15 protein-coding genes and 2 pseudogenes are annotated in these 16,052 nt (G+C 68.5%); 6 read left to right on the top strand and 11 right to left on the bottom strand.

Annotated elements, in window-relative coordinates; genetic code table 11:
- Positions 1-389 precede the first annotated feature (389 nt).
- The 4 genes from EFK10_RS22305 to EFK10_RS50715 all read right to left on the bottom strand — a co-directional run bounded on the left by EFK10_RS22305 (position 390) and on the right by EFK10_RS50715 (position 3,044).
- Positions 390-860 (bottom strand): transposase, encoded by a 471-nt coding sequence (locus tag EFK10_RS22305; RefSeq protein WP_127357423.1) that lies wholly within the window; start codon positions 858-860, stop codon positions 390-392.
- 216 nt (positions 861-1,076) lie between these two features.
- Positions 1,077-2,162, bottom strand: a complete 1,086-nt coding sequence (locus EFK10_RS22300; RefSeq protein WP_127357422.1) for an SEC-C metal-binding domain-containing protein — start codon at positions 2,160-2,162, stop codon at positions 1,077-1,079.
- A 364-nt stretch (positions 2,163-2,526) separates the two neighbouring features.
- A complete protein-coding gene (locus tag EFK10_RS22295) occupies positions 2,527-2,811 on the bottom strand; it encodes a DUF7848 domain-containing protein (RefSeq protein ID WP_127357421.1) in 285 nt (94 codons plus the stop codon).
- Complete coding sequence (locus EFK10_RS50715) at positions 2,811-3,044, bottom strand: hypothetical protein (protein WP_127357424.1); 234 nt, start codon at positions 3,042-3,044, stop codon at positions 2,811-2,813. Before EFK10_RS50715 ends, EFK10_RS22295 begins: the two co-directional genes overlap by 1 nt.
- Positions 3,045-3,159: 115 nt before the next feature.
- Between EFK10_RS50715 and EFK10_RS22285 the strand changes: the two genes are divergently transcribed.
- Both EFK10_RS22285 and EFK10_RS22280 read left to right on the top strand, forming a co-directional pair.
- On the top strand, positions 3,160-3,993 hold the full coding sequence (locus EFK10_RS22285) for a helix-turn-helix domain-containing protein (protein ID WP_127357420.1): 834 nt from the start codon (positions 3,160-3,162) through the stop codon (positions 3,991-3,993).
- The gene (locus EFK10_RS22280; RefSeq protein WP_127357419.1) at positions 3,983-4,201 is read left to right on the top strand and encodes a DUF397 domain-containing protein; all 219 of its coding nucleotides are present in this window, start codon (positions 3,983-3,985) and stop codon (positions 4,199-4,201) included. The genes EFK10_RS22285 and EFK10_RS22280 overlap by 11 nt, the downstream gene beginning before the upstream one ends.
- A gap of 964 nt (positions 4,202-5,165) precedes the next feature.
- Here EFK10_RS22280 and EFK10_RS22270 read toward each other — a convergent pair.
- The 4 genes from EFK10_RS22270 to EFK10_RS22260 form a co-directional block, all read right to left on the bottom strand.
- Positions 5,166-5,345, bottom strand: a complete 180-nt coding sequence (locus EFK10_RS22270; protein WP_127357417.1) for a hypothetical protein — start codon at positions 5,343-5,345, stop codon at positions 5,166-5,168.
- A 94-nt stretch (positions 5,346-5,439) separates the two neighbouring features.
- Positions 5,440-5,607 carry a hypothetical protein gene (locus tag EFK10_RS47675; RefSeq protein ID WP_164836115.1) on the bottom strand — a complete coding sequence of 56 codons (168 nt, stop codon included), beginning with the start codon at positions 5,605-5,607 and terminating at the stop codon, positions 5,440-5,442.
- 44 nt (positions 5,608-5,651) lie between these two features.
- Positions 5,652-6,914: a S53 family peptidase gene (locus EFK10_RS22265; RefSeq protein WP_206305543.1), complete on the bottom strand. Its 1,263-nt coding sequence runs from the start codon at positions 6,912-6,914 to the stop codon at positions 5,652-5,654.
- Positions 6,915-6,989: 75 nt separating this feature from the next.
- The gene (locus EFK10_RS22260) at positions 6,990-9,215 is read right to left on the bottom strand and encodes a hypothetical protein (protein WP_127357416.1); all 2,226 of its coding nucleotides are present in this window, start codon (positions 9,213-9,215) and stop codon (positions 6,990-6,992) included.
- Between the two features lie 713 nt (positions 9,216-9,928).
- Between EFK10_RS22260 and EFK10_RS22255 the strand changes: the two genes are divergently transcribed.
- Positions 9,929-10,189 (top strand): hypothetical protein, encoded by a 261-nt coding sequence (locus EFK10_RS22255; protein ID WP_240677388.1) that lies wholly within the window; start codon positions 9,929-9,931, stop codon positions 10,187-10,189.
- Between the two features lie 11 nt (positions 10,190-10,200).
- Here the strand turns inward: EFK10_RS22255 and EFK10_RS22250 are convergent, their stop codons facing one another.
- Complete coding sequence (locus EFK10_RS22250) at positions 10,201-12,834, bottom strand: WD40/YVTN/BNR-like repeat-containing protein (RefSeq protein ID WP_127357415.1); 2,634 nt, start codon at positions 12,832-12,834, stop codon at positions 10,201-10,203.
- A 493-nt stretch (positions 12,835-13,327) separates the two neighbouring features.
- Between EFK10_RS22250 and EFK10_RS22245 the strand changes: the two genes are divergently transcribed.
- Positions 13,328-13,594, top strand: coding sequence for a hypothetical protein (locus EFK10_RS22245; protein ID WP_127357414.1), 267 nt, complete (start codon positions 13,328-13,330; stop codon positions 13,592-13,594).
- A 1-nt stretch (position 13,595) separates the two neighbouring features.
- On the opposite strand, the pseudogene EFK10_RS22240 reads toward EFK10_RS22245, so the two are convergent.
- Positions 13,596-13,772: pseudogene (locus EFK10_RS22240) on the bottom strand (ATP-binding protein); the annotation flags it as partial.
- Between EFK10_RS22240 and EFK10_RS22235 the strand changes: the two are divergent.
- Positions 13,770-14,032: pseudogene (locus tag EFK10_RS22235) on the top strand (ATP-binding protein); the annotation flags it as partial. The pseudogenes EFK10_RS22240 and EFK10_RS22235 sit on opposite strands and share 3 nt — an antisense overlap.
- A gap of 36 nt (positions 14,033-14,068) precedes the next feature.
- Here the strand turns inward: EFK10_RS22235 and EFK10_RS22230 are convergent.
- Complete coding sequence (locus EFK10_RS22230) at positions 14,069-14,845, bottom strand: class I SAM-dependent methyltransferase (protein WP_127357413.1); 777 nt, start codon at positions 14,843-14,845, stop codon at positions 14,069-14,071.
- Positions 14,846-15,377: 532 nt separating this feature from the next.
- Between EFK10_RS22230 and EFK10_RS22220 the strand changes: the two genes are divergently transcribed.
- Positions 15,378-15,986: a GNAT family N-acetyltransferase gene (locus EFK10_RS22220; RefSeq protein WP_127357411.1), complete on the top strand. Its 609-nt coding sequence runs from the start codon at positions 15,378-15,380 to the stop codon at positions 15,984-15,986.
- Positions 15,987-16,052: the final 66 nt, after the last annotated feature.

The raw sequence follows: 16,052 nt of genomic DNA, 5'->3' as shown, positions 1-16,052 counted from the left end.
GTCTGGACCGCCACTGCCGACGAGATCATCGAGAAAGTCCAGCGCGGACGCGTCGCCCTGAAAGCAGTCACTCAAAACTGAGACACACCACTAGCGAGGATGTGGGCCGAGCTCCGCTGGGCGCCCCGCCGCCTCCCCTCTCCCCGCCGGCCGCTCCTGCCACACGCGCGGAGTCGCCGTCCGGGTCATCGTCCCATAGAGCACACCGTGACCGCCGGACCGGAATGACCAGCCGCCCGCCACGCCGAAGTCTGTGTCAGCAGATGAACTCGGCCGTCGACGGTACCAGAACGCATCCGCGATTCCAGCCCCGCGCAGCCAGTCGGTGGCGGCGACCGTGAGCGCCTCCAGCGCGCAGCGCAGCGTCTCGGTGCAGAACTCCAGCCGGTTCAAGTCCCGTACCAGTGCGAGGACATGGGTCGCGTCCGTGCGCACGCGCCCGCCCGCGCGAAGAATCCCAGCTCGGACAGCCGTGCCAGCAGCCGGTCCAGCACCACCTGTTCCTGGCCGTGCCCGACCAGGCGTTCGCGGAAGCCTGACAGGACGGAGAAGTGGAAGCCCTCGTTCTCCAACTCCATGCCCAGCAGGTATTTCCAGTCGATCCTGCCGCGGACCGCGTCCGCTGCCTGGCGGTCCGTCAACCGCTCGGCGAACTGCATCACCGACACCACCGCCAGCATCCCCGGGGCAAGGCCCGGGCCACCCCGAGTCGGGAACGCGGCCGCGAAATCGGTGTCCTGGAACAGGACACCGATTTCGTCGCGGACCCGCATCGCCAGGCGGCCCTTGGGAAACGCCGCCCGGGCCACCCGCACCGTGGCCTCAGGGATCTCAGGAGCAGGGACAGGATTCAGCGACACCGCGCCGATCCTCCTCACTTCCCCGCGAACAGACCGGTCCCCAACAACATCCCACCCCGCGAACCTGCACGTCAGCCGATCCCCAGAATCGGGCGACAGAGTCCCACAGGTTGATCGAATCGCTGGCGCCCTCTCCTTGGGGCGGGCGCATCAGCGGCCAGTAGAAATTGGCTTTGTCGCGGGTTTGGTGATCGATGCTTTCTGATCTTGGTTAGGTCAGGGTGGGTTGCCGCAGCATTTCTTGTACTTGCGGGAGGAGCTGCACCAGCAGGGGCTGTTGCGGGGCGGGGGCCATGCCTGGGCCTGGCCCCGGGCGGCGAGGTCGGCGGCGTATTGGGCCCGGGTGTCCCCGTCCTGTGGGGAGAGGGCCTCCTCACGGGTGAATTCCTCGAAGTCGCTCACGCTGCCCTGCGCGACGCCCAGATGCGGTTCGCCTTCCTCGGACAGGCGGTGCAGGATCTCCTCGACGCGGCGGGTGTGCTCGTGGTGATCAGCACCGTAGGCGTCTTCCAGCGCAGGCCACTGGGTCAGGAGTTTGGTGAACTCTTCCTCGGGCCAGAACAGGGCGCAGGTCATGTGGGGCCGGGACAGGGCGGCGCGGCGTGCGGCGACCTCGGTGGTGAGCTTCTCGATCGAGGCGCGTAGGACGTCCGGGTCACTGCTCTCGGCGGCCCGCAGGTGTTCTGCATCGTGTAGGTCGTCCAGGGTGCCGGGGCCGCGGAGCAGGGCCGGGCGGTGCTCGTGGAGTTCGTCGGCGAGGTGGTCGAGATCGTCGTGCGGCTGGGTGAGGCGGCGCCGGACGCGGTGGCGGCCGATGGCGAGCATCTCGATCCCGTCGGGATCGGGGGCGCGTTCGACTGCGGTGCGGGTGAGGGGTGTGGCAGGTCCGAGGAGATGGGTAAGGCCGGCGGTGAACCAGTCGGCGGCGTCGTGGAGTTCGTCGGCGGTCTCGAAGGTCTCGGCGACGAAGTTCCAGGCCCCGGCGTCGGTGGGATGCCGGCGTCGCAGCTGTGCGGCTGCGTCACGGGCCTCGTCGGTGCGTCCGGCTTCCCACAGGGTGTTGATCCGGTATGCCTCGATCAGATCGGGTTCCTCGCACCCGGCATCCAGCAGCTGCTGGTAGAGGCCGAGTGCGCGGTCGTGCTGGCCGGCGTCGACCCAGCAACCTGCCGCCTCGACGAGGATCTCTTCGCGGTCCTGGGGATACTTCCGCGCCAGGGCCTCAAGTTCCTCGGCCTGCATGACGGGAGTCCGCTCGGCGGGGCTGTGCTGTGGCGGTGCGGGGCGGCGCTTGCGAGACATACGGCCACACTACCGGCGGGACGTCGGCGATGGGACCGGCGCCGACAGGCCGCTCAGAACGGGTGAGGATCGCGGGGATAAACCACAGCGCCATCATGGCCGAGCTGCATCTGGACCCCAAGACAGTGCGGAAGTCAGCAGCCCGGACAGCACGAAGCCCCGGCCATCCGCATGGGGGGGCGAGACGGATGACCGGGGCCGTTGTGATCCGCCCCGGACGGGTGCTCAGTCGGAGTCCGACCGGGGCGGGAGCTTCAGGGGTGGGGGAGTGCCAGGACCACGCCGACGACGAATCCGCACGAGGCGGACACGGTGATGATGAACACCGGGCCCGCGAAGCGACCGACGAAGTCTGCTAACCGCGTCACCGCTGCACACCTCCGCGCGCTTGCAGTTCGAGATACGGATTGCCGGGGGCGGGATCCACTCGCCAGAAGCTCAGGACCTTGGGCTGATACTGACGATGCGTCGGATTCAGTCCCGTGTGCTTGAGCGCCCAGACCTCCACCGGCAACCGGTCGTTGTCGGCCGCTTCCGACTCGGCGCCGCACGCGATGCATGCCACTGAGAAGATCGCTGACGGCGCGCCCTCGGCTGTCTCGGCACTGAGCGTCCACTCCGCCGCCTTGATGATCGTTCGGGAACCCATCAGCGGCCCCGCCTATGGCTACGCGGGTTCGCCTCAGCAACCCGACGGCTCAGCGTCTCAGCCGCACTCAGCGGCCGGAGATCCTCCGGACGCGCGTCCCACTCGCACCCACCGTCGACCGGTCGCAACTGCACATACGGCCCGACATGGCCTCTCACCTCCCCGACCTCGTCCCGCCGGGTATCCACCGCCAACGTGCCCACGGGGGGCACGAATTCTGAATCTGTCTCCATGGGTGCCTCGCGCATCCTGTGTCGCTGCTCGTGTACACAGCGTGTCTGGTCACGGCTAGCATGAGGAGTGGCTGATCCTCTCCAACCGCACCTGTCAAGAGGGGGCGTTGCACGCATGGCAAGCAGCGACGAGCAGCAAGACCCGCAGTCTTTCGTTGAGTTCTACGGCGAGGAGCTTCGGCTCCGACGCGAAGCCGCCGAGCTGACGCAGGCCGAGCTGGGCGAGATAGTCGTCTGCTCGCCTTCGCTGATCGCGCACTACGAGGCAGGTCGTCGCAAGCCCCCCAACGATGTCGCCCAGCGCCTCGACAAGGCCCTGGATACAGGCAATTTCTTCTACCGCATGCGGCGCACGCTGGTCGGCTCCCGGTTCGCTGGTCACTTCGCGCAGGCGGCGGAGCTGGAGACCCAGGCGACGGCTATTAGCGAGTACGCGGCGCTACTGGTGCCGGGTTTGCTCCAGAGCGAGGCGTACGCACGGGCGGTGTTCTGGGCGTACCAGACGAATCCCGTCGCCGAGGACATTGACAAGCGCGTTGTCAACAGGCTGCAGCGGGCGCAGATCCTCAAGCGCGATGACGGCCCGACATTCTGGGCGATCCTCAGCGAAGCCGCGATTCGTACGGTCGTAGGCGGTCCCGCCGTGATGGCCGGACAGCTCCGGCACATTGAGGCGTTGGGGCGCTCCGGCCGGATCCGGGTGCAGGTATTGCCGTTCGCGGTGGGGGCGCACGCCACCATGAACAGCATGCTGAAGCTGATGCGCTTCACCGACGCCCCTGATATGGCGTACGTGGAGGGCCTGTACTCAGGATCGCTCCTCGATGATCCGCTGGTAGTGCGGCGCTGCCAGGACGCATACGATCTGGCCAGGGCTGCCGCATTGCCGCCGGAGGCATCCCTGGACCTGCTCCGCTCGGTGGCAGAGGAATACGAGAATGAGCGCTAGCCACATCCGTACGGCATCCGTCCTCACCACGTGGCGCAAGTCCACCTATAGCGGCGGGGACAACGGCGACTGCATCGAGGTCGCCGACCACATTCCTGGCGTGGTCCCCGTTCGCGACAGCACGGCCCCGCACGGCCCCGCACTGGTTATCCCCGCTGCGTCGTGGGCCGCCTTCATAGCTGAGGTGAAGTCCGGATCGCTGTCCTGACTCCGGCGACGCCCCCCGGGGCTCCGCCACATGGAGCCGAAGGTGTCGGCGTCACAGGGGTCCCCAAGCGTGGCCGGCCTTCCCGGGGGATTGCGCAACCTGCGGCGCCCGGCGATCTTCGCCGGTCGCACTGCGCAATAGCGACGGGACTCTTGCGCAGGCGGTCGCCCGGTCGTGCCGCGCTGCTGCCGTCGGCCCGTCCATGTTGGCTGCGCAGGACTTCACCAACTCCTGTGCAGCGGTGGCCGGGCGCTTGCTCGCGTCCGCCGACGCGGGCGGCCGGGGGTGTGCGGCGTCGGTCCGAGTCCCGCGTGGCCGCTACGTTCTGTCAGACGCCTTGGAGGACAGCAGAACGCCCTGGCGGTCTGTGTTTGGGTAGATCGCCGGGGCCGGTGCCGTACGGACGCCTCGGGCACGGGCGGGCGTACGGGGTCAGGAGCGGTGGGGGCCGTGCCGTCCCTCCGGGGTCTTGGACCAGGACAGGGGCGGCGTCTGCATCGTCCGTCATGCGCCACGGGGGGCTGCGCAGACAGACGGCGGGCTACTGGGGAGTCATCCGCGGTCTTGGCGGTAGGTGTCCCAAAGCTGCTGCGCGGCCTCGCAACGGCCTCTCTGGGCTGCGCAGTCCGCACAGTTCTGAGGGTGGTTGAGGAACACTCGGTATGCGGTCTGGGCGCGGCCCCTGGCGGCAGAGGCGAGGGTGGGCACCATGGCGCCGGCGCTGCTCGCGGTCTCGGCCCGCCGAGGCACGGGGGCGCTCATCGGGAGGCCTCGGCCACGCGCGGGCGCAGCAGCTCACTTGCGGGGACCGGCTCCAGGTCGGCGGGCGCCGCATCCCACTCTTGGCCTCCGTCGCGCGGCCGCAACTGTACGTGGCTGCCTACGTGCCCCATGACGCAACCGACCTTGTCGCGGGTCACGTCCCGTGCCCACGTTCCCACTTCGGGGACTGACTCCTCGGCGTTCATGTGGTCCTCTCCAGGTTGACTTCGGCCCAGAGTCCGCGGTCGTCCGGGGTGGTGCCGTACGAGGTTGCCAGGGCGCGGACGATGCCGCCGCCCGGTGTGTGGATGCTGAGACAGGACATCTCATGATCGCCGGTGGCCGCGATGCGGGCGCGGTTACCGGCAGCGGAGACGGTCACGGTGACCTTGCTGGCTGTGTGGCCAGGACCGTTGGGCCGGGCGGGTCTCGGTGCAGGTGGTCGGGCACCTCGGAGGGTGTCCGGCGCCTGTCGGTCAGCTGCTGACCTTTGCGAGGGTGGCGGCGCGGGCGCCGGAGGGCGGGCACGTGCCGAGCAGCTGCGCGAGGTTGGTGAGGAGGCCGGGTCCGTCGTCGACCATGCGGGCGTACGCGAGGGCCTCCAGCACCTTGGCGGGGAAAGGCGGCGCCCCCGCGCTGCGCACCCTGCCATGGGCTCACGCGGGGGCGTCCGGTCGGCACCGGGGTGTCAGAAGGCCGCGAGTCCGTTGGGCGTACCGTTGCCCGTCGGCCCGTCGTAGCCGGTGACGGCGTTGCACTGGTAGTCGCCACCGCAGTCCGTGGACTTCGCGTTGTTCCCGCCCACGATGTCGTTGAGCCCCGTGGTGCCGCCGTAGAAGTACGACGCGTCCGAGTACCGGCCGGGGTTGCCCGCCAGGGCGATGACCCCTGCGATGTACGGCGCGGACGCGCTGGTACCGCCGATGACGACCCATCCGGGGTAGCCGCCGTAGCTGTCGTACACCGCAGGACCGGTCGTCGGGTCGGCGACCGCCGCCACGTCGGCGACCATCCGGCCGGGGCAGTTCTGGTCGCTCTGCCAGGTCGGTTTGTCGATCCACGCCGAGCAGCCGCTGCCGGCGCCGCCGTAGGAGTTCCCCCACGCCTTCTCGGTCCAGCCACGGGTGTTGGCCGCCCTGCTGAGCGACGTGCCGCCGACGGCGGTCACGCTGGTGAGGTCGGCGGGGAAGTTCGGGACGCCGTACCCGTAGTCGCCGGAGGACACGGTGATCGCCACTCCCGGGTGGCTGTAGTGGGCGGCGTAGTCGTTCGTCCCGTTCACTTCGGGCGTGCCGTAGCTGTTGGACACCTCCGTCGCGCCCAGCGCGACCGCGGTGTCCACGGCATGCGCGAGATTGCCGAGGCTCGCGGTGTTGCCTTCGACGAGCAGGATGTGGCAGTTCGGGCAGGCCGCCGACACCATGTCGAGGTCGAGGGAGATCTCGGCGCCCCAACCTTGGTCACTGGGCAGCGGGCTGGTCTGCCCCTGCTGGTTGACCTTGCTGAAGCAGCCGTTGGCCGTCGTGCAGGCCGGTAGGCCGTACGTCTGTCGGTACACCGCCAGGTCGGCTTCGGCGTTGGGGTCGTTGCCGGCGTCGATGATTGCCACCGTCTGGTCCGTGCCGCCCGAACTTGGCAGGTTGTAGGCCGAGTCCAGGTCGGCGGGGCCGTACCCGCTGGGTAGCGCGGTGGCGGCGGCGGTCGCGGTGCTGGGGGCGTGTGGGCCCCGCACGCCCTTGCCGCCGTCCACATCGGTGCGTATCAGGGAGAAGCATCGTGCGAATCCGGGTCTCGCAGGGCCGCACGCCTCGGTGACGTTCGAGGCGTGCGCGGGCGCGCCGCTGCTTCCCGCTCCGTCGGCGGGGGTGCCCGCGAAGGAGACGGAGGGGGCCACGGCCACTACTGCGGCGGTCAGAGCCACCAGCAGCGCGCGGATAGGGGCATGTGTCATGGTGTACCTCCTGTCGGGGCGGACCCGGTGTCCCCGGGTCCGCCCGCGGAGCCGCCGTGCGTCGGCGGCGGGTGCTCAGCTCTTCGGCGCGGCGATGGTGTAGGCGCCTGCGGTGGTCTGGGTGATCGACCCGCCGGCCGCGTCGGTCGCGGTCACCTTGATCGCGGGTGATGTGCCGTGCGCGGACGCTGGGTTGGGCCACATAACCTGGTAGGTCCCGTTCACGCCCGCGACGATCGCGGGCTTCCAGGTGGTGCCCGCGTCGTAGGAGACGGACACGTTCGCCGAGGTGATCCGGGAGTGCGAACCCGCGCCGTCGTAGGAGACGTGGCCGACGTTGAGCCGCATCCGCTGGATCGGCTGGTCGCTCGTGTTGTTGTTGTCGGAGGTCAGCTGGTAGCCGAGCGTGAGAGCCGGCAGGATCTGGCAGGGGGTGCTGTCCGACTCGCCGAAGCAGTAGTCCGCGGCGGGCAGCGCGCTGCTGCCGCCTGTCTGCGGGGTGTACCGGAACGTCAGGTCGGTGTGCGTCTTCGTCGACTGGCTGAAGTTCGCATTGCCGCTCAGGTCGGTGTCGTACACCGTGCGGTAGGTCGTCGGCGTTGTCGGCGTCCCCTGGAGCTCGACACCGTCCTGGTAGGTCGAGTCGAAGACCTGTTGTCCGTCCGCGTACAGGGTGAAGTGCTCCGGCACGGTCACGAACGAGTAGAAGCCGACGTGCGTCGCTTCGCTGTCGACCGCCGGGTCCAGGATGACCGTGAGGTTCGAACCCGCCGAGCAGGCGAAGCAGAACTGGTAGCCGACGTGCTGGGCGAGCTCGGGTTTCAGCGGACCGTGGTTCCAGCCGACCGCGTACGAGCGGCCGCCGGCGAAGGTGAGGGAATCGCCGTACTGCCACACATTGGCCGGGGAGCTGGCCATCTGCGCCCAGGTGCCTCCGTCACCGGTTCCGAGGTAGTCGGTCACGTCGGCGGGCCATGCCTGTCCGTTCCATGGGCTGAGGAGCGAGTCCCCGCCGGCGTTGTTCCAGGAGTCGACGAAACCGTTCAGGAGCGAGCCGTGGTAACTGTTGTTCGCCGCTGGGTCGATGGCGAAATGCTCCTGCACGGTGGCGAGCGTGCCGGCCGTCTCCACGTGTGTCTGGTCCGCCGGGACGTCGTCCGACCCGTACGCGACGTCGTAGCGGTACCCGTCGCTCGCCGAAGGCGCTTCAGCGCCCCACTGGATGACGTCGTGGATCGCGCCGATCCGGGCGGCGGGCTGCGCGTTCGTGTACAGCGGCGTGGTGCCCCACAGCGAGAGCAGCATGCTGGCCACTGCGCCCGTCGCGTCCTGCCGGAAGTAGTCCGTCATGACGATGTCCTGGGTCGCCGGACGCGGTGTGTCGACCGAGAACTTTGAGGTCGCGGTGGACTCGTCGAGCGGCACCGTGGTGGTCCCCGTGGCGGAGACGGTGAAGTCACTGAGGCTGAACTGGCGCAGGGCGGACAACTGCCCCTGCGTGTTGTAGTCGTAGAAGACGCCGTAGAGGCCGTAGTTGCCCGCCGGCACCGCGACTCGCGCGACGCCGTTCACCACGTTCACGGAGACGTTCTCGCGCTTGAAAGAGTCCGTGTTGTACAGGCTCAGGTAGGCGCCGGTCGGCTGGCCGCTCATCCCGGTCGCGTTGATCTGCAGGATGTTCAGGGCGTATTGGGGACTGACGGTGGCGCCCCCGTCCGGCGCGCCGGCCAGGCTCATCGACGTCACACCGTCGAACAGCGGTGTGGTGCCCGGCTGGCGGTTCGCGGCCACGTCGGCGCCGATCTCCCGGCGCAGCGCCGCGGTGAACGCGGTGCCTGACGACGCGGTCAGGTAACCCTGCGCGGCGGAGCCGTCCACGGAGGTGAGCGTCACCCCCGCCGGACTGGCCGCGGTCGTGCCGGGCGCGAACGACAGGTCGACGGATATGCGCTGGCTGTCACCGCTGGCAACGTTGTCATTTCCCGCGTCTTGCGCGAGCCGGGTGACGTCGAAGAGCGAGAGGTCGAGTCCTTTGCCCAGGTAGGGCATCGCCACCACGGGGACGGCGTAGTGGTCGCCCGACGCGTCGTCGTACGACTCGAAGGCGCCGGCCCCGTCGGCTGCTGGGCGCATGATGTACGAGGGCTGCTGACCGGGCCGGGTGGTCACGACGACCTGATCGCCCGTCACGAGTGTGACGGTCGTCGCGGTGGTCGCAACGCCGGTCGCCGTCAGCGTGCTTGCGGAGCCGGCGTCGGCCAGTGCGGGAACGGGAACGCTCGTCAGCAGAGCGACTGCCACGCCGCCGGCCACCGCTGCGAGACGGTGCCGCCCGGGCGGGCGCTTCCTAAGTCTTATAGAGGGGAACGGCATGAGGTGTGAAGCCTCCTGGGGGATCAAGCACGAAAACTCGCCACAAGAAGGCCACACTCGGCGAGAAATGCGGCGAATGGTGTACCCGGGTGGTGACCTACGTGGGGCAAGCGCGCCGCCCTTGGCGCCTGGTTCGCGATCAGCTTCGGGATGCAGCAGGGATTGCGCAAGAAGATCCAGAAGTCTTTGAATGAGCTTGACCTGGACGTGAGTTGAGACAGGAGGGCACGCAGGCCAGCGCACGTGAACATCGCCGAACTTGCGTCAACCGCCTCAAGCCATGGCGCGGCCTGGTCACCCCGGGGCCACCTCCGCGACCTCGCCGATAACTGGCGGGAGGACAGTGGCTTCAGCTCGGATCCAGCGGGTCGTAGAGGGCTGCTTCGGTGGCCTTCCGGTGCAGGTCACCGGCTTCTGTCCGAGGGCCGCTCTACTATGCATGTACCGCTTGGCGGAGAGCTCTGGAACGGCGTTCATCACAAGTGGTGAGGAGGTCCAGCAGTGAGTGTTGCGGCGGGTCGTACGGAGCTGACGGTGGGCGGTGGCGCCCAGCGCGAGGAGCGGCTGTGTGTCCGGCCCGGAACTGTCGTGTCCCTCGTCCTGCGGGCGAGCGCTGGACGGCTGTCGGCTCCTCGGCGCCGGTGCTGGCGCTGCCGTTCGGCTGGCGGGTCGACGCGGACGGAACGGCTCATGCCGCCATCCGCTGCGCCGGCGTCCGTGCCGGGAGCGCCGACATCGCCGTGACGGCAACGGCAACGGCACCGGGACCGGCACTGGAAACGGAACCGGCAACGGAAACGGAAACGGCACCGGCATGGGCACGGGCGCCGGACCTGGCAGGTCCGGCGCCCGTCGCGTTCACCCTCCGGCTGAGCGTGGTGCCCCATCCGAAGGAGCGGTGATCACGGCCTGGTCACTTCAGTTCGCTGACCGGCGTCGTGTAGATGCCGCGCCCGTGGGTGGCCGCGTACAGCTTGCCGTCCGGGCCGGTCTTGAGCTGGTCAACGGCCACTGCCGGCAGCGAGCCGACCCGCTCCCACTTGGTGGTGCTCGGACCGCGGTATACGACGCCCAGGTCGGTCGCGACCGCCAAGCCGCCGTCCGGCAGGACGACGGCGGAGTCCGCCGGCACGTCTGGGAAGTTGGCGGAGACGTCGTTCCAGGTGCTGCCGCCGTCCTTGGACTCGAAGACGTGGCCGATGCCAGCGCCCGGGCCCTCGGTCCACTGCCGGGAGAAGCCGCTGACGGTGACGTACACGTGGTCGGAGTTGTTCGGGTCGACGGCGAGGCCGCTCAGGTAGCGGTTGGGCACCGTACCGTCCACCGGCAGACTGATCTGGTGCCAGCCGGTGCCGTCCGCGTTGCCGACCGCGATGCCGCGGGTGAAGCCCTGGTTGTTGCAGGGGCCGCACCACGCGGCGTACACCTTGCCGCCCGAGGACGCGACCGCGGTCGCGGCGTGGCCGGCGCCGAGGTCGAACGCGTCGGTCCACTCGTCGCTGCTGCGGATGGCGTAGCCGTGGGTCTGGACCCACACATGCCGGCCGCCCGCGATCCAGCTCGAGCTGTCCTTCATGTCCGCCGCCATCGGGGCGACGAAGCGGGCCTCACCGGTCTGGTTGTCCGGCGGGGCGACCGAGTACGAGGTGATCTGGCTCATATCGTCGATCCAGGAACCGTCGTTGACGGCGCAGTTCTGGGTGACCTGGATCTGCAGGTAGACATACGCCTGGGCGATGTTGCAGCCGTTGGCCGGGTCGGTGATCGTGTCGGTGCCGTCACCGCCGAAGTTGGAGCCCATCACCTTGTCGTTGCCGCGCAGCTCCGACTGGCCGTTGTCCTGCAGTCCGCCGGTGACCGAGACGCCGCCGTACTCGAGGTCCTTGCCGACGCCCACCGAGTAGTACTGCAGAGTGTCGATGGTGCCGTCGTTGAGCGAGGTCCAGTCGGTGGCGTGGCCGTCGCTGTCCTGGGAGCCGTTCACCGGACGCTTGTAGGCGCCGCCGTCATTGCCGACGTACACATACGACTTGCCGTGGTAGCTGCCGATCGCGACACCGTGCTGGTCGGAGTGCGTGGTCGGGTTGCAGTCACCGGTCTGCTTGCTGGGGTCGATGTTCCAGCAGGCGAAGTTGAAGTTCCAGTACGGTCCGACGGTGGACCACTGGGCGCCGCCGTCCTTGGTCTCGTAGACCTCCTCCAGACCCGCGTACACATGCTTGGCGTTCGCCGGGTCCACGGTGAGGAACTGGTTGTACCAGGCTTGCACGCCCGGCATGTATCCAGGATCGGTCAGCGCCGAGTTGGAGTTGGCGAGCTGCTTGTAGTCGGCGATCTTCGACCAGGGGCCGAACGGCGAGCCGGACTTGGAGACGTAGATGCCCTCGAGAGAGCTGTCCGGGTTGGTGTTCAGCTGTTCCGGCGACTGGTCGATCGCGTAGTAGCGAGACCCGTCGGCGGAGCCGGCGAAGGTGACCTGGCCGACGTTGTCCGGGTCCGACGGCAGGGAGCCGAGGCCGGTCGTGACCTTCTGCCAGGTGCCGTTCTGCTGGGCGTAGAAGCCGTTGTACGTGTCACCGCTGCGCCAGCCGACCGCCAGCATGACCTTGGAGGGGTCCTTGGGGTCGACGGCGATGTCATTGGTGATGTTCTTGTACGGGGCGTTGGGGTCGTTCGCCAGGGAGTGACCCGGAAGGTAGTCCGGGTTGGGCGCGAACTCCAGCTTCCAGGACCCCGACAGGTCGGTCGTGGAGTGGCTCCACACGCCCTCGCTGGTGGCTGCCCATACCTTGCTGGCGCCGAACCGCAGTTCGTGGATGGTGGTGCTCTCCAGCTCATCGCCGCCGACCCGGCTGCGCTCCGAGAACGTGCCCTTGTGAGGGTCGGACAGCACATAGACACCGCTGCCGAGATAGGCGTCCGCGTTGGTGGTGGCCTCGCCGGTGCCGAGCCACAGCCGGCCTGCCTTGTCCAGCGCCAGGGCGCCGGAGGTCTGGGTCGGCAGTTTGTCGCTGATGGGCTGCCAGTGGCCGCCGCCGGTGCTGGAGCGCCAGACGCCGCCGCCCGCGCTGCCCGCGTACACATAACCGTCGTTGTCGGCGGCCATCGCGGCCATCCTGCCGGTGACCAGGCCGGATCCGCCGCTGGAGTTGGAGTCGTAGTCGCGGTAGCGGGAGTCGTCCGAGTTATACGGCAGATTGGTGATGTTCTGCCAGCTGCCGCCGGTGTTGGGCAGGTTGCCCAGGCTGCCCCAGGCCGCCCCGTAGGCGCCGGGGGAGACCACTCCGGGGGCGGTGCGCGCCTCGGCGTACTGGTCCGCGCCCTCGGCTATCTCATCGGACTCGTTGCCGTCGTCGTTGCCCGCCACCGAGGGGGCGAGGTCGCCAGCGGAGTCGGTGCGCTGCTGTGCGAGTTGGTGCGTCGCCCGGGTACCGAAGGGGTTGGCCTTACCGCCGGACAAAGCGTCCGCGGGTATGGCGACGAGCGCGGCGGAAGCGGTGATGGCACAGATCGTGAACCATCGTCTCTTGCTGGTGGATGATGCCACCGTGTTTCCTCCCCGAGGTGTTGTTTCAGTTGTCGGGGTGCACTTGATCACGGCCGTTACCGCAGGTGTCGCTCTGCGGCGCATTTTTGACCTAAGTTTTGTGTATGCCCTGCGAACGGCGGCCGCCGCTCAATGGCCTGGCCGCCCGGTCTCCGCCGGTCGCCCTGCGCAATAGCGACGGGACTCTTGCGCAGGCGGTCGCACGGCCGTGCCGCGCTGCTCTCGGGGGCCCGTCGGTGTTGGTTACGCAGACCTTCACCAACTCGTGCGCAGCGGCATCGGGGGCGCTTGCTCGCATCCGCCGACGCGGGCAAGCGTTACGGCGCTGGTCCGCAGTCCCGCGTGGCCGCTACGTTCTGTCATGAAGGGCCTGCGGATCTCGAGGCGCGGCCGGATGGGTGAAGCCGGAGGCGGGACGCAACCGGGAAGCCGTCGGGGGTTGTCCTGCACGGCAAGTCCGGTCGATATCGTCCGAGATCCGAGAGGTAACACCATGAACCTTCTCTACACTCCGCAGCAGTCGGTCAGCGGCGACTACTTCCTCGCCCCGCCGGCCGCCGCCCCGAGCGCGGCCTGTGCCCTGTCCGCCACCGACGCGCGCTGGGTCGAGCTTCATGCCGCGCTCATTTCGGCGGGGGTGCCCCCGCAGCCAGGGGACAGCACCGCGGTGCACACCATCGCGCGCCAACTCGACGACGCCACAGTCAGCGCGGTCGTCGCCTGGATCGACAGTGCGGCCATCCTGGCTCAACCTCACTGAGCTTGAGGGAGTGGACCTCGGCGTGGTGGACGAGGCGGTCGATCATGGCGGCGGCCACGGTCTCGTCGCCGAAGACCTCGCCCCAGCGGCCGAAGGGCTTGTTGCTGGTGACTATCACGCTCGCTCTTTCGTAGCGGTTGGAGATGAGCTGGAAGAACAGGTTCGCGGCGTCGGCCTCGACGAGGTCGGATACATGGAACTCGACCGCCACGGAGCCGAACTCCTCTTCCAGGACCTGACCGAACGCGAAGAGAAGAACAGCGTCGCCATCGCCTCCAACGAGTCGTTCGGCTGGACCAAGACCTTCACCGACCCCGCCTCTGCGCGGCGATCGTCGACCGCCTCACCTTCAAGGGCACCATCATTGAAACCGGCACCGACTCCTACCGACTCGCCAGCACCCGAGCCCGGGCCGAGGAACCCGCCAAGGCCGGCTGACACCGGCTGTCCCACGCCGGGCGGTGGAACCATCACCTACTCACCGGCGCGGGCCACGAGCAGCGGCTGGAAGAAGCCAGTCTCCTGCGGCATCCGCCACCCAAGGTCGACAAACCCGGCCTCGGCTGCGAAGCCGGCCAGCCGGTCCCGGCCGAGTGCCCAGTAGGCGGTCCGGCGGACCTGGACGCGCCATTCTCCGCCTGCCGGAAGGAGTTGGAAGTGCTCCAAGTCGTAGTGCTCGCCGTCGTCGTGCCAGTGCCAGAGCTGGAAGGTGACGGTTCGTTCTTCGCCGTCGGCGGAGTCGGCGATCCGGTGGATTTGTGGAGGTGTCGAAGCCGGGCGGTCGCGCAGCAGGTCGTCGTAGGGACGTGTGCTGACCAGCAGCAGGCCGGCGGGACGCAGCACGCGGCGCATCTCGGCCAGGGCGGCGTGCGCATCCTGCTCAGTCAACAGGTGAGGCAGCGAGTTGTCGGCGCAGACGACGGTGTCGAACCGGCCATCAGGAAACGGGAGGCGTCGCATGTCGGCGGCAGCCGTGCGCAGGCTCAGGCTCCGGCGGGCGGCCTCACGGGCAGCGCGGGCGGCGGCGCGGGGGCTCAGGTCGGTCCCGGTGACGCGGTGCCCGCGCAGCGCCAGGCCGATGGCCTGCGTGCCGATGCCGCAGGAACAGTCGAGCACCGCCGCACGATCCTGACCGATCAGGGCGTCCAGGGCGTCCCCCTGCCGACGGATGCTCGCGTCCCAGTCTGAGTAGATCAGGTGGTAGTCGTCGGCCAATTCGTCGTAGAAGTGCGCCACCGATGTCTCGGGCATGGCCCGAGATTACCGTGCCTGATTCCCCGGAGGTGCCGGTCGCCCCCATGATCGTCGCGAACGCCCTCACTGACGACAGTGCCGTCATTTCCCGTGAACATCGGGGTCGAGTAGGAACCGCGCAGAGAGTGCAGTTCGGCGTCACATGAGTTGACACCCCGGCTGAGCTGGCTGTTCTCTGTGCTGCGTGGATGAGGTTAGTGACCAGCGGGTCGGGTTCCTGCGCTCGGATGTAGAGCGGTTCTGCCGGGAGCTGGACGGGCAGGCCCCGGCTCTGCGGATTCGGCTGTTGGAGTTGCTGCGCGGCGCGCTGGTGGGCGCGTTGGATGAGGCCCGGGTGGAGGCGATGGCCGCAGCAGCGGATGAGGGGTGGGGGCTGAGGCGGATCGGGAAGTTTTGTGGGATCTCGCACGAGCAGGTCCGGCGGCTACTCGGTGAACGGGCTGGGAACGACGATGCGGTTATAACCAGTTGACTGCTCGGCGTTAGCTACCGAAGCTTATGCTTCACCACCACTGACCTGGGAGAACTAGTGTCGACGGTCACCCCTGCCATGTTCACTTGCCCGCTCGGTGACGACGCAGCGCTGATACCGCGTACGGTCGCGATCGCGGAGGCTCACCAGGCCCTGCTGATGGCCAACTACGAGCGTCTCGCGCACTGGGACCCGGGATTCGATGCCGACAACCCGACGACGCTCGACGAGACCCGCTCGCGCCTGGAGCAACAGGGCCAAGCGTGGCTTGAGGGAACACAGTTGCCCCTCGATATCGCAGTGCCGGCGGGCCGGGACTGGCGACTGGTCGGCACGGTCAGCTTGAGGATCGACCCGGCCATGCGGACTGGCGAGATCGGCTACTGGATCGACGCTGCGTTCGAAGGACGGGGGCTGGTCACCCGAGCCGTCACTGCAGTCCTGGACCAGGCATTCGGCCCCATCGGCCTGGACCGGGTGGAGCTGCGGACCGGCACCGACAACGCGCGCAGTCGCAGCGTAGCCCGCCGCCTGGGATTCACCGAGGAGGGCTTGCTGCGCGAAGCAGTGGCCTTCCCTAACGGACCACGCGACGACGACGTCGTCTACGGACTCCTCGCGCGCGAATGGCTCAACCTCATGTGTTCAGCTGCGGCCGTGACTTGACGCTCGGACAGAAGAAGGGTGCCTCCCACCTGCGATGATCTGGACTGTCTAGATCAAAACCGTCGC

The organism is Streptomyces soli (assembly GCF_003999195.1).
GTDB lineage: Bacteria > Actinomycetota > Actinomycetes > Streptomycetales > Streptomycetaceae > Actinacidiphila > Actinacidiphila soli.
The sequence above is the reverse complement of the archived record's forward strand: the minus strand, read 5'-3'. Positions and strand labels throughout refer to the sequence as shown.

Bases quoted from the DNA above. Each gene is read 5' to 3' on its own strand.
- EFK10_RS22300 (WP_127357422.1), bottom strand. From the start codon at position 2,162: ATGTCTCGCAAGCGCCGCCCCGCACCGCCACAGCACAGCCCCGCCGAG.
- EFK10_RS22295 (WP_127357421.1), bottom strand. From the start codon at position 2,811: ATGGGTTCCCGAACGATCATCAAGGCGGCGGAGTGGACGCTCAGTGCC.
- EFK10_RS50715 (WP_127357424.1), bottom strand. From the start codon at position 3,044: ATGGAGACAGATTCAGAATTCGTGCCCCCCGTGGGCACGTTGGCGGTG.
- EFK10_RS22285 (WP_127357420.1), top strand. From the start codon at position 3,160: ATGGCAAGCAGCGACGAGCAGCAAGACCCGCAGTCTTTCGTTGAGTTC.
- EFK10_RS22280 (WP_127357419.1), top strand. From the start codon at position 3,983: ATGAGCGCTAGCCACATCCGTACGGCATCCGTCCTCACCACGTGGCGC.
- EFK10_RS22265 (WP_206305543.1), bottom strand. From the start codon at position 6,914: ATGACACATGCCCCTATCCGCGCGCTGCTGGTGGCTCTGACCGCCGCA.
- EFK10_RS22245 (WP_127357414.1), top strand. From the start codon at position 13,328: ATGAACCTTCTCTACACTCCGCAGCAGTCGGTCAGCGGCGACTACTTC.
- EFK10_RS22230 (WP_127357413.1), bottom strand. From the start codon at position 14,845: ATGCCCGAGACATCGGTGGCGCACTTCTACGACGAATTGGCCGACGAC.